Below are 12,532 nucleotides of genomic sequence, written 5' to 3'. Positions count from 1 at the left end.
TACATTATAGTATAGCCGCAGTAAAGTAATATTGATATATTCAAGACCATCTAAAACCAACCAACCCATAACATCTTATTGTATGTTGAATCTTAGGCTTAACTATTTCAAAATAAACGCAGCCCTTCTTTTAGGAGGCACTCTGCTCTTCAGCGCCTGTGGCGGCAGCACAACCGAAGGTGCCAACAGCGACCTTTCAGGTAATATCCAGATAGACGGCTCCTCTACCGTATACCCCATCACAGAGGCTGTAGCGGAGGATTTCCGTGAAGAGGCACCTAACGTGAGAGTGACTGTGGGTGTATCAGGCACAGGCGGCGGCATGAAGAAGTTCTCCCGCGGCGAAATTGACATTGTGGATGCTTCGCGCACCATGAACGATTCTGAGAAGCAGCTTGCGGCAGAGAACAACATTACTTTTGTAGAGCTGCCTGTAGCCTACGACGGCTTAACAGTAGTGGTGCACCCGGAGAACGATTGGGTAAACGACATCACCGTAGCAGAACTGAAGAAAATATGGGAACCTGCCGCTCAAGGCACTATCACCAGATGGAACCAGATTCGTCCGGAGTGGCCTGACCAGGAGATTCACCTGTACGGTGCCGGTGTAGAGTCTGGTACTTACGACTACTTTACAGAAGCCATTGTAGGCGAAAGCCACGCCAGCCGCGGTGATTATACGGCCAGCGAAGACGACAACGTACTGGTGCAGGGCGTTTCTACTGACCCATATGCCCTTGGCTTTTTCGGGTACGCTTACTATGATGAGAACCAAGACAAGCTGAAAGCCGTGCCGGTAAACGACGAGAACGACAGCAACGGACAGGGTGCCATCCTGCCCTCTCTTGAAACAGTAAAAGACGGCTCTTATGCACCCCTTTCCCGCCCGCTCTATATCTATGTTAATTCCAGAGCAGCTAGCAGACCAGAAGTAGTAGAGTTCGTTAACTTTTACCTCGACAACGCGGCAGAGCTTGGCGAGGAGGTAGGTTATATCCCGATGCCAGCCGAAATATATGAGGAGCAGAAGCAGAAGTTCGAGCAATTCAGCTCAGGCGCAAATGCTACTACCCAGCAACAGTAACAGACAATAGGATAGCATGCGTACGGCAAAGCCTTTTTGCTGTACGCATGCTTACAAATAAACAGGCAGCGCCTTGAGAGTATCTGAAAAAATAATCGAGGGCTTGTTGTGGTTATCAGCGGTAATCACAATCCTTATCACGATAGGCATTATCTGGGTATTGCTCTCGGAGTCTATTGCCTTCTTCAGTGAAGTATCCATTGTCCGGTTCCTGACCGAGAAGGAGTGGACACCCCTGTTTGCCGATAAAAAGTTTGGCATCATGCCTTTGGTGGCAGGCACTCTGCTCACCACATTTATTGCCATTGCCGTAGCCTTACCCCTTGGCCTGACCATCGCTGTTTACTTAAATGAGTATGCACATGCCGGGTTTAAACAGGTGATAAAGCCGATGCTGGAGGTGCTGGCTACCATCCCAACAGTAGTGTATGGCTTCTTTGCCCTCACAGTAGTCACACCTTTTTTACAGGGCTTTATACCTGGTCTGGCTGGTTTCAATGCCTTGTCGGCAGGTATTGTGATGGGCATTATGATCATCCCAATGATTTCCTCGCTCAGTGAAGATGCCATTAGTGCCGTACCGCGCTCCCTGCGGGAAGCTGCCTATGGCATGGGCTCCACCCGCCTGCAGACTGCATTTGGCGTGATGGTGCCTGCGGCCTCTTCGGGCATTGTGGTATCTGTTATACTGGGCATCTCCCGGGCAGTAGGCGAAACCATGATTGTGGCCATCGCCGCAGGCCAGCAGCCGCGCCTTACGCTAAACCCGCTGGTGCCTATTGAGACCATCACGACTTATATTGTGCAGGTGAGTTTAGGCGACGTGCCCCATGGCTCCCTGGAGTACCGCACCATCTTTGCCGCCGGTATCACCCTTTTCATTTTCACGTTTGCGCTGAACAATATCAGCTTCTGGATAAAAAAGAAATATCAGGAAAAGTATGACTAATTCAGAAAAGAACAGGCTCAAAGACAAAGCATTTCAGGTTTTCGGTGTCTTCTGTACGTTCATCGGGCTGGTTATACTCGCAGTTTTCCTCTTTGATATCGCCATAGAAGGCTTTTCCCGCATCGACTGGGACTTCCTGACCAGCCTGCCCTCGCGCAGGGCGAGCCGCGCCGGTATATTAACGGCCTGGGCTGGCACTCTCTGGATACTGGTGCTGACTGCCATTATCGCCTTCCCCTTAGGTGTGGGTGCCGGCATTTACCTGGAAGAGTACAGCAGGAAGAACAGGTGGACGAACTTTCTGGAAATTAATATTGCAAACTTAGCAGGGGTGCCTTCCATTATCTATGGTTTGCTGGGCCTGGAGGTATTCGTGCGCCAGATGCGCCTGGGCGGCAGCCTCCTGGCAGGTGCGCTTACCTTGTCGCTCCTGATCCTCCCCATTATCATTGTAACCACTCGTGAGGCAATCAAAGCGGTGCCCCGCAGCGTGCGCGATGGTTCTTTTGCCCTGGGCGCCTCCAAGTGGCAAACTGTCTGGAACCAGGTGCTGCCGGCATCTTTTGGCGGCATCCTGACAGGCATCATCCTATCACTTTCAAGGGCTGTGGGCGAGGCTGCTCCGCTTATCGTTATTGGTGCCCTGGCTTATGTGCCTTTTACGCCAGCCACACCGCTTGATGAGTTTACTGTGCTCCCGATCCAGATCTTTAACTGGACCTCCAGACCACAGGAGGCATTTTTGACGAATGCAGCAGGAGCCATTATAGTTTTGTTAGCAATTACCTTTTTGCTGAACGGAATTGCCGTATACTTACGCAACAGACAGCAAAAGAAAATCAAGTGGTAACAATAAGGATCAGCAGGATAAGAATCAGGACACAAGACTAATTTTTCTACCTTCAGCACGTTATACTAATAGCAGATAACGCCAGTGGAGGTAAAGAATGTACAGTGTTTTAGATCAACAGTAACAGCACGCCTGTGCCTTATGTCTTTTATCGATTCTCTTCATTTATGAATAAAAAAACAACGAAGCTTGAAGCAAAAGAGCTGAATGCCTACTACGGCGACTTCCATGCCCTTAAGAGCATCAATATTGCCATGGAAGAAAAAAATGTGACTGCCTTCATTGGCCCATCCGGCTGTGGCAAGTCTACGTTCTTGCGCACCTTTAACCGCATGAACGACTACATCGACGGCTTCCGGACAGAAGGAGATATTCTGCTGGACGGCAGAGACATCTATGCAAAGGACGTGCGTGTGGATGAGTTGCGGAAAGAAGTAGGTATGGTGTTCCAGAAGCCAAACCCTTTCCCGAAGAGCATTTTTGAGAATGTGGTGTATGGCCTCAAAATACAGGGCATCAAAAACAAGAGTGTTTTAGAGGAAGCGGCAGAGAAGTCGCTGCGACGGTCTGCACTCTGGGAAGAGGTGAAAGACAAGCTCAACCAATCAGCACTGGCATTATCAGGTGGGCAGCAGCAAAGGCTGTGCATTGCCCGCGCACTGGCCATTTCGCCTTCCGTGCTGCTGATGGATGAACCTGCCTCTGCCCTCGACCCGCTTTCTACTGCTAAAATAGAGGAGTTGATCTATGAGTTGAAGAGCGAGTATACTATCGTTATTGTAACGCACAACATGCAGCAGGCGGGCCGTGTGAGCGATCATACTGCTTTCTTTTATATGGGGGAACTGGTGGAGTTTTCTAAAACCAAGACAATGTTCACGAGTCCGCAGGACAACCGCACACAAAATTATATAACCGGGCGTTTCGGATAAGCTATTTGCCTCCTTATAACGTTTCCTTATATATTCTCACCCATACTAATTTAGATTACGATGCCTCATATAGATGTAGAATTAGAAAAACTTAAAACGAAGCTGCTGGAAATGTGGGACCTGGTGGAGTACCAGCTGCAAAGCGGGCACGATGCCATGCTGCAGGCCGACCAGGAACTGGCAAAGCAAATTATTAAGCGCGACAGAAAAGTAAACCAATTCGATGTGAAGATTGACCGCATGTGCGAGAACTTCTTTGCTCTGTTTACACCCGTAGCCGTTGACCTGCGCATGGTACTGGCGGTGCTTAAAATAAACGCCAACCTCGAGCGTATTGGCGACACAGCAGAGGGTATCGCACGCTTCGTAAAAAAACTGGATGCGCCTGTAAGTGAACCGCTGCTGGAGATGACCAAGGTGGTGCCCATGTATGAGGAGGCAATCGCCATGTTTGCAGATTGCCGTGTCGCTTTCAAAACAAATGATCCTGTGCTGGCAAAAACGCTGATCAAGCGGGACAGAGCCTTAGACAAGATCTACCGCAAATCAGACACTATCGTGACAAAATTTATGGCGGATAACCCGGAAAAGATTTCTGAGGCGCTGGCAGTCCTGTCTATCATCAAAAAGGTAGAGCGCGTAGGCGACCAGGTCACCAACATCGCAGAAGAAATTATCTTCTACCGCGAAGCCAAAGTGGTAAAGCACAAGCAGGACAAGAAAAAGAAGAAGGATTAACTTAATTGTTGAATGGTTAGATTGTTGATTGTTGGGATCAGCAGTACTAAAAAACATGCAGAGCACGGGCCGTTATGGCTCGTGCTTTTTCTTTGAATGGAGACCTGAACAGCTTGTTCATTTTACAGCCATTTAACCATCTACCACACAATAACCACCCCAAAGCTACCTTCGGAGTAAATTGTGCCTTACCTTTGCGGTAAAACTGAGAAGCAGTGCTGTTTAAAGAGATTTTATACTTAATTCAGAAGGATTTAGTGCTGGAGTGGCGGCAAAAGTACGCTTTCAATGGCATGCTGCTGTATGTCGGCAGCGTAGTGTTTGTCTGCTACCTCAGCTTCGGGTTGCGCTCTAACGTGCTGGTGGTGCCTGTCTGGAATGCAGTGTTGTGGATTATCCTGCTGTTTACGTCAGTAAACGCCATTGCCAAGAGCTTTATGCAGGAGAACCGGGGGCGACTGCTCTACTTCTACTCCATTGTGAGCCCGCAGGGCGTTATACTGGCCAAAATAGTATATAACACCCTGCTGATGCTGGTGCTGGCCCTGATGTGTTTCCTGTTTTATGCCTTGGTGCTGGGCAACCCGGTGCAGGATGTGCCGATGTTCCTGCTCTCGCTTCTGTTAGGAGCTATTGGTTTCTCCACCTCCCTTACCATGATTTCGGGTATTGCCTCCAAGGCCGCCAACAGCAGTACGCTCATGGCTGTGCTCAGCTTTCCCGTTATCGTGCCGATGCTGCTGATGCTCATCAAAATGTCAAAAAACGCCTTGGACGGTCTTGACCGTAGCCTCAGCCTCGACGAACTGCTTACCCTGCTCGCCATAAACATGATCGTCGTCACTGTTTCTTACATTTTGTTCCCGTACCTTTGGCGTTCGTAGGGTTTTAGCTTATGCCAGAGCAAAAAAAGCATTTTTTTAGGCGCATTTGGTGACGAAAACGGCTGAAAAATGTTACAAGTAAAAAGAGCGGCGTGCGCTCTGTTAAAAATAGAAGAATGAAGAAGAATTGGTGGAAAATACTGGCCGTGTTACTATTGGTGTTTACCGTAGTGGCTGGTATGCTATCGGAGGTGCCTCGCCTGGCTATCCTGAACGAGACCATCCGGAACCTGTACTTTCACGTGCCGATGTGGTTTGGGATGATCCTGATCCTGCTCATCTCCTTTGCCTACTCTATCAAATATCTGAAAAAGCCCACCATAAAAAATGATATCATTGCCGCTGAAGCAGCCAAAGTAGGTATCCTGTTCGGTGTGCTGGGCATTATCACCGGTATGGAGTGGGCCAGGTTTACGTGGGGCGAATACTGGAGCAGCGATCCGAAGCAGAATGCCTCGGCTATTGGCCTGCTTATTTATTTCGCATACCTCGTGCTGCGCAGTTCTTTTAATGAGCAGCAGCAAAGAGCCCGCATCAGTGCCGTGTACAACATCTTTGCCTTTGCGGCCCTTATCCCCCTGCTGTTTATCCTGCCGCGCATGACAGACTCGCTGCACCCCGGCAACGGCGGCAACCCGGGCTTTAACACATACGACATGGACAGCAGCCTGCGCATGGTGTTTTACCCTGCCGTTCTGGGCTGGACACTGCTGGGCGTCTGGATTGTGAATGTGAAATCAAGATTAGAATTACTCAGACAACGACTATATGAAACTGTTTAGAATACTGGCAGTATGGTGCTTTATGCTATGCACCACAGCAGGCATCCAGCAAGTGCAGGCCCAGGCAGAAGCCACGACAACGGTGGTAGCTGAGCCGGAAGTGGAAATGGCCGACGTTCTTCGCCAGGACGGAAAAATTTACGTAGTGGTGGCCGTACTGCTCACGGTGTTAGTGGGCATGATACTGTACCTTATCTCCTTAGACCGAAAGGTAGGAAAGCTGGAAGCGCAGCTGAAAGATGACTTGGTTAACCGTTAACAGCAAACTGGCTATACAGCTTGAGGCCAGAGAAAAGCTGATATCAATCATGTAAAAATTAGCCTGCCGCTATGGATTTATATTTACCTGAGGCGTGTTAGGAATCGGAATAAGAACAAATATTATTTCATATACAGATGAAGAAGTCACACATCATCGGGATTGTAGTCATCGCTCTTGCCATTGGCATTATCATGTCTTCTGCAGGCGATGCCAGTACTTATGTATCATTCGGAGAGGCTATTGAGCGTGCCGAGGAAGGCAACGCTACAAAGGTACACGTTGTGGGCCGCCTGAAAAAAGATGCAAAGGGCCACATCGTGGGCATGAATTACGACCCATTGCTAGACCCCAACTACTTCTCCTTTACGCTGGTAGACACCAACCGCGTAGAGCAGCAAGTGGTGTACTATAACCCAAAGCCACAGGATTTTGAGCGTTCAGAGCAGGTGGTGATTACGGGAAACATGCAAAATAACGTGTTTGTGGCAGACAAGATCCTGCTCAAGTGCCCGTCTAAGTACGTGGAAAAAGAAATACAGCAAAATACAGCAAGCTTGTAAACGAAGTTAAAGAGTTAGAAAGTTAGAGAGTTAAAAAGTGAAGGCTCTCCTACTTGACAACTCTCTAACTTTTTAACTCTCTAACTTTCTAACTTTTCAAGATGATAAATACGCTGATTGGGGATATTGGCCATGCAAGTGTGATTGTGGCTTTTGTGGCGGCCATTGTGTCCTCTTACGCATATTTTATGGCTTCGCGCTCCAAAGCAGAGGCTACCGGAGACAACAGCTGGCGCAACCTGGCCCGTGGTGCATTTTATGTACATGGTGCAGCTGTGCTGTTAGTTGTCTTCAGCTTGTTCAACATTATTTACGAGCACCGCTACGAGTACTATTACGCCTGGAGCCACTCTTCCAATCACCTGCCGGTGCATTACATGATTTCCTGCTTCTGGGAAGGCCAGGAGGGCTCATTCCTGCTCTGGATCTTCTGGCACGTAGCGCTGGGCGTGGTGCTGATTAACGCGGGCAAGAAAAACAAAGTATGGGAAGCTCCTGTGATGGCGATGTTCTCGTTTGTGCAGCTCTTCCTGACTTCCATGATATTAGGTATTGTGATTGGTGACCTGAAGATAGGCTCCTCTCCTTTTATCCTGATGCGTGACTTTATGACGGATGCCCCGGTGTTCGCCATGGACCCTAACTTTGTGCCGCAGGATGGTACTGGCCTAAACCCGCTGCTCCAGAACTACTGGATGGTGATTCACCCGCCGACGCTGTTCCTCGGTTTTGCCGCGACACTGGTGCCATTTGCGTTTGCGATGGCCGGTCTTTGGAAAGGTAAATTTACGGAGTGGGTGAAGCCTGCGCTGCCATGGGCACTTTTTGCCGGCGTTATCTTAGGTATAGGTACCATGATGGGTGCTTACTGGGCTTACGAAACCCTGAACTTTGGTGGCTACTGGAACTGGGACCCTGTAGAAAATGCCGTGTATATCCCGTGGCTGGTGCTGATAGGCGCTATCCATACCATGGTGGCTTACCGCCGTGGCAAGCAAGGCCTTAAAGCATCGTACATCCTCGTTATCGCTTCCTTTATCCTGATTCTGTATGCTACTTTCCTGACAAGAAGCGGTATCCTGGGAAATGCCTCTGTGCACTCCTTCACAGACCTTGGCTTGTCTGGCCAGCTGTTCGCTTACCTGGCGGCCTTTGCTGTAATGGCTCTTGCCCTGCTGGTGTATAGATGGAAGAGCATCCCGACAACAGAGAAAGAACTATCGACCTATAATGGTGAATTCTGGGTATTTATCGGAGCTGCCGTGCTTTGCCTTGCTGGTTTCCAGGTATTGGTAACCACTTCTATCCCGGTGTACAATTCCTTCTTAGGCTTTATCGGTATCGAATCGAATGCAGCCCTGCCTGCTGACCAGATTGAGCACTACACCAAATTCCAGCTCTGGGCTGGTGTGGGCATTGCTATTCTGTCTGGTATTGGCCAGTTGCTGTGGTGGAACAAAGGCGAAAACACGAAGAAAACGTTCTTGGATGCCATCACACTACCAGGTATGCTGACGCTCCTTTTCGCCAGCCTTATCATCGTACTGTCGAAGATGGGCATGCTGTCTGAGACAATCGATAACCCGGTTTATATTACACTTCTGGTGGCGGCGCTTTTTGCTGTGTTCGCTAACCTGAGCATTATCCTGAACCTGCTCCACCGCAAAGTAACACTTTCAGGTGGTGCCGTATCGCACATAGGTATTGCCCTGATGCTGATTGGTATCCTGTTCTCATCCGGCTACTCTAACATCATCTCGCAGAATACATCCGGTATGGTTTACTCTCGTGAGTTCCCGGACGACATTAACCGCGATAACGTGCTATTGTGGCGCAATGCTCCTGTTGAGATGGACAAGTATACGGTGAGCTACCACGGCCAGTATCAGGAGGTAAAAGGCGTACCCGAATATGTAGACCGCGAATTGCTTTTCCCGACATCAGATGAGTACAAAGCCATTGCCCGCGGTGTCATCAAAGTAGGCGACAAGGTATACTTCCAGACAGGGGATACTTTAGAGTTGGAATCACCGGAAAACACCTACTATCAGGTGCAGTACAAAGAGCGTGAAGGCGACAAGGAGTTTACCCTGTACCCGCGTGCGCAGGTGAACCCGAATATGGGCTTACTGGCTTCTCCGGATATCAAACATTTCGCAGACAAAGACCTGTACTCACACGTCTCCTCTGTTCCGGACCCGAACGAAGAAAAGGACTGGGGCGAACTGCAGGAGTTTGACGTAGCCGCCGGCGATACCATCATCCTGAACGACTATGTAGCAGTATTTAACGGTATCGAGCGTATTGAAAAGGTGCCTGGTGTGGAATTGGCTCAAGGCGATGTGGCCGTGCAGGCAGACATGAAAATTATGGGCGAGCGCAAGGATTACCATGCGCACCCTGTCCTGATGATTAAAGACCAGATGATGGGCCGCGTGCCGGAAGAAATTGCTGACCTTGGCCTTCGCATCACCTTTATGAACATTGACACGGAAAACAACCGTTTCAAGATTGGTGTGAACGCCACGCAAAAAGACTATATCATCCTGAAAGCAATGGAGAAGCCGTTCGTAAACATCCTCTGGATAGGTACGCTGATCATGAGTATAGGATTTGTGATGGCCATTGTGCGACGCAACAAAGAAGGAGGCGGCAGCAACAAAAAGCCAGCCAGCACGCCAAAACCAAAAAGAAAAGTACAGGCAGCTTAATCCTGCCTCTGTCATCATTCAAAAAGCCTTTGCCCATAGCAAAGGCTTTTTGATTTTAGCGTGGGTTGTATGCAGAATACCTTCTAATTTTGTCGGTGTATGAAATTAATTCAAAAGAAGCGCATCGCTTTTGTGGGCGCAGGCAACGTGGCCTGGCACCTGGCACAGGCACTCGCCGCCGCCGGGCACGAAATAAAGGCAGTTTACAGCCGCAGCCGCACTTCCCGCGAGGCCTTAGCCAGCAAACTGCCACAGGCGCAGCCCATCGCCACGCCTGATTTTAAGGACCTCACACTGGATGTAGTCTTTATCTCTGTTCCGGATGCTGCCCTTGCTGAGGTAGCCGCCGCTTTAAAAGTAGCTCCCGGCACCCTGGTAGTGCATACCTCCGGCTCACAGCCGCTCACGCTGTTGCAGTCCATAGAAGGAGCGCGTACAGGTGTGTTTTACCCCTTGCAGACATTCTCTAAAAGCAAATCCCTTGACTTGGCACAGGTGCCGCTGCTGGTAGAGGCCTGGGATGAGGACACACTGCAGCAAATAGAGGCTTTGGCAAGAAGTATCAGCAGCCAGGTGCATACGGTATCATCTGAGGCCAGAAAGCAGCTGCATCTGGCGGCAGTCTTCGCCTGCAACTTCACCAATCACCTGCTGGGCATCAGCCAACAAATACTGCAAGAGGCAAACCTGCCAGAGCAGTTGCTTCAGCCCCTCATAGAGGAAACTGTGGCAAAAGCTGCTCAGCAGAACCCTTTCGCGGTGCAGACAGGCCCTGCCATACGAGGCGACGAAAACGTATTGCAGGCACACCTGCAACTGCTGCAGCAGCACCCAGGATATGCATTGCTGTACCAACAGCTTTCACGAAGTATACAGACGCAGGCACCTAACGGAGACGCCAAGGCAAATCAGGGCTAACCAAAATGGGCTTTCTCTGGTTTAAGTAACATGGTCAACATCAGCCGCCTGTTTTGATTCGGCTGATGGCCTTTGTAAATTGCACCTTCAAAACAGAGATAGAAGAAATGAAAGTTGTAAATATAACCTTTAAGTTTGCTGACGGTTCGCCAGATGCAACCCATCCTGCTGTGGAGGGAGAATCGGTACTGGATGTAGCCTTGAACAATGATATAAAACTACAACACAACTGCGGCGGTGTGTGCGGCTGCAGTACCTGCCATGTGTACGTAGAGGCTGGCATGGATGATCTGCCGGAGATTTCTGATAAGGAGGAAGACTATATTGATCGTGCTGTGGACCCGCGCATTAATTCCCGTTTGGGCTGCCAATGCGTGGTACAAGGCAACGAAGACGTTGTAATCACCATTCCGGAACAGGATTTCCTGGGACACTAAAACGTTTAACATTGGTCATTTATCAGGTCTCTTCATATATAGTAAGCTGATAAATGTTAATTGATAATTGATAAATGAAAAGATATGAATAAGAGCTACGAGCCACCAATACACTGGAACGATTACGAAGACATTGCCATGGCGTTGTACGAGAAATTCGGTGATGATTTCACAGAATCAAAAATCTACCGCATCCGCTTCACAGAGTTACTGGACTGGGTACTGTCTTTGCCAAACTTTGAAGGCACGCGCGAGCAGGCTAACGAAGGCCACCTGGAGCAGATACAGGCCGCCTGGGTATACGAGTGGCGCGACAACCAGGACTAAGCTTTTTCAACAGCCAGATAGGCTAAACACATTATATTTTGATACTTTTAAAGGTTCTTCTGAATAGAAGGACCTTTTTTCTTTTTTAAAAGCATCCACGATCCACTTTAACAGTTTTGGTAGTGCCGTGGCTAATGCTAATATCTATTAAACCTTTGTCTTTTATCTAACCATGTCCATTACTCAAACAGATCTTACCCGCATCAACACCTTTATTTTTGATGTGGATGGTGTCCTGACAGACGGCCTGCTGTACTGCTTTGCAGACGGGGAGCAGGTGCGCGCCTTCAACATTAAAGATGGCTTTGCCATTAAACACGCGATACAGCAGGGATATCGCGTGGCTATCATAACAGGTAAAAACGAACCGGGCGTACGCAAGCGACTTGAACAGTTAAGCATTGAGGATATTTTTATGGGCGTAGAGGAAAAGGTAGAAACCTACGAGAACTACGTTTACATGCAGGGCATCCATCCGGCCACCGTAGCCTATATGGGCGACGACATGCCGGACTTTGAGGTGATGCAACGCTGTGGCCTGCGCGCCTGCCCGGCCGATGCCGCTGACGATATCAAAGAGATCAGCACGTTTATTTCTACTAGAAAAGGAGGCCGTGGTGCTGTGCGGGAACTGATCGAGAAGATCATGAAAGCGCAGGATACCTGGTAAGTAATACCGCTGATCGGGTAGTAAGAAGTACGTATATATACTTTTTTTTCAATTAAATAGCAGATTTCTTTTAATAGTCTATTGTATATATTGAAATTATTTTTTAGTTTACGTGCAGTTTAATTACCCAAATAATTATTAATTTTTATGAAGACAGGTAAAGTAAAGTTTTTTATTGAGTCAAAAGGTTATGGGTTTATAACTGAAGACGAGACAAATGAAGATTTCTTCGTGCATGCAAGCGGCCTGAATGGCGTTGACATTCAGCAGCATGACCTTGTAGAGTTCGACACTCAGGAAGGTAAAAAAGGAATTAACGCTGTAAACGTGAAAAGAATCTAACACTGTTTACTTCAGCCGTAACAGGAAAAGCCCCTTGCACAAGGGGCTTTTTTATTGCCTTTTGCACTTGCCGCCGTACCTTTACC

General features: G+C 48.7%; 15 protein-coding genes. All 15 read left to right on the top strand.

What is annotated here, in order from left to right; genetic code table 11:
• Positions 1-82 precede the first annotated feature (82 nt).
• Positions 83-1,084 carry a PstS family phosphate ABC transporter substrate-binding protein gene (locus tag DXT99_RS08900; protein ID WP_115565189.1) on the top strand — a complete coding sequence of 334 codons (1,002 nt, stop codon included), beginning with the start codon at positions 83-85 and terminating at the stop codon, positions 1,082-1,084.
• 73 nt (positions 1,085-1,157) lie between these two features.
• Positions 1,158-2,033 (top strand): phosphate ABC transporter permease subunit PstC, encoded by an 876-nt coding sequence (gene pstC, locus DXT99_RS08895; RefSeq protein ID WP_115565188.1) that lies wholly within the window; start codon positions 1,158-1,160, stop codon positions 2,031-2,033.
• Complete coding sequence (gene pstA / locus DXT99_RS08890) at positions 2,026-2,883, top strand: phosphate ABC transporter permease PstA (RefSeq protein WP_115565187.1); 858 nt, start codon at positions 2,026-2,028, stop codon at positions 2,881-2,883. The genes pstC and pstA overlap by 8 nt, the downstream gene beginning before the upstream one ends.
• A gap of 167 nt (positions 2,884-3,050) precedes the next feature.
• Positions 3,051-3,815, top strand: a complete 765-nt coding sequence (gene pstB / locus DXT99_RS08885; RefSeq protein WP_115565186.1) for a phosphate ABC transporter ATP-binding protein PstB — start codon at positions 3,051-3,053, stop codon at positions 3,813-3,815.
• A 60-nt stretch (positions 3,816-3,875) separates the two neighbouring features.
• Positions 3,876-4,553 (top strand): phosphate signaling complex protein PhoU, encoded by a 678-nt coding sequence (gene phoU / locus DXT99_RS08880; RefSeq protein ID WP_115565185.1) that lies wholly within the window; start codon positions 3,876-3,878, stop codon positions 4,551-4,553.
• Positions 4,554-4,795: 242 nt separating this feature from the next.
• On the top strand, positions 4,796-5,437 hold the full coding sequence (locus DXT99_RS08875; protein WP_115565287.1) for a heme exporter protein CcmB: 642 nt from the start codon (positions 4,796-4,798) through the stop codon (positions 5,435-5,437).
• A 116-nt stretch (positions 5,438-5,553) separates the two neighbouring features.
• Positions 5,554-6,219: a cytochrome c biogenesis protein CcsA gene (gene ccsA / locus DXT99_RS08870; protein ID WP_115565184.1), complete on the top strand. Its 666-nt coding sequence runs from the start codon at positions 5,554-5,556 to the stop codon at positions 6,217-6,219.
• Positions 6,206-6,478, top strand: a complete 273-nt coding sequence (locus DXT99_RS08865) for a CcmD family protein (protein WP_246000593.1) — start codon at positions 6,206-6,208, stop codon at positions 6,476-6,478. Before ccsA (DXT99_RS08870) ends, DXT99_RS08865 begins: the two co-directional genes overlap by 14 nt.
• A 137-nt stretch (positions 6,479-6,615) precedes the next feature.
• Positions 6,616-7,041, top strand: a complete 426-nt coding sequence (locus tag DXT99_RS08860; protein ID WP_115565183.1) for a cytochrome c maturation protein CcmE domain-containing protein — start codon at positions 6,616-6,618, stop codon at positions 7,039-7,041.
• 101 nt (positions 7,042-7,142) lie between these two features.
• Positions 7,143-9,752, top strand: a complete 2,610-nt coding sequence (gene ccsA, locus DXT99_RS08855) for a cytochrome c biogenesis protein CcsA (RefSeq protein ID WP_115565182.1) — start codon at positions 7,143-7,145, stop codon at positions 9,750-9,752.
• 99 nt (positions 9,753-9,851) lie between these two features.
• Complete coding sequence (locus DXT99_RS08850; RefSeq protein WP_115565181.1) at positions 9,852-10,670, top strand: Rossmann-like and DUF2520 domain-containing protein; 819 nt, start codon at positions 9,852-9,854, stop codon at positions 10,668-10,670.
• A 107-nt stretch (positions 10,671-10,777) separates the two neighbouring features.
• Positions 10,778-11,107, top strand: coding sequence for a 2Fe-2S iron-sulfur cluster-binding protein (locus DXT99_RS08845; protein WP_115565285.1), 330 nt, complete (start codon positions 10,778-10,780; stop codon positions 11,105-11,107).
• 84 nt (positions 11,108-11,191) lie between these two features.
• Positions 11,192-11,434 carry a Fe-S cluster assembly protein IscX gene (gene iscX / locus DXT99_RS08840; RefSeq protein ID WP_115565180.1) on the top strand — a complete coding sequence of 81 codons (243 nt, stop codon included), beginning with the start codon at positions 11,192-11,194 and terminating at the stop codon, positions 11,432-11,434.
• Positions 11,435-11,606: 172 nt separating this feature from the next.
• Positions 11,607-12,104 (top strand): KdsC family phosphatase, encoded by a 498-nt coding sequence (locus DXT99_RS08835; RefSeq protein WP_115565179.1) that lies wholly within the window; start codon positions 11,607-11,609, stop codon positions 12,102-12,104.
• A 147-nt stretch (positions 12,105-12,251) separates the two neighbouring features.
• A complete protein-coding gene (locus DXT99_RS08830; RefSeq protein WP_115565178.1) occupies positions 12,252-12,446 on the top strand; it encodes a cold-shock protein in 195 nt (64 codons plus the stop codon).
• The last annotated feature ends 86 nt before the right edge of the window (positions 12,447-12,532 follow it).

Source organism: Pontibacter diazotrophicus (genome assembly GCF_003367245.1).
In the GTDB taxonomy this organism is placed as follows: domain Bacteria; phylum Bacteroidota; class Bacteroidia; order Cytophagales; family Hymenobacteraceae; genus Pontibacter; species Pontibacter diazotrophicus.
This window is presented reverse-complemented; position numbering and strand designations above follow the sequence as displayed.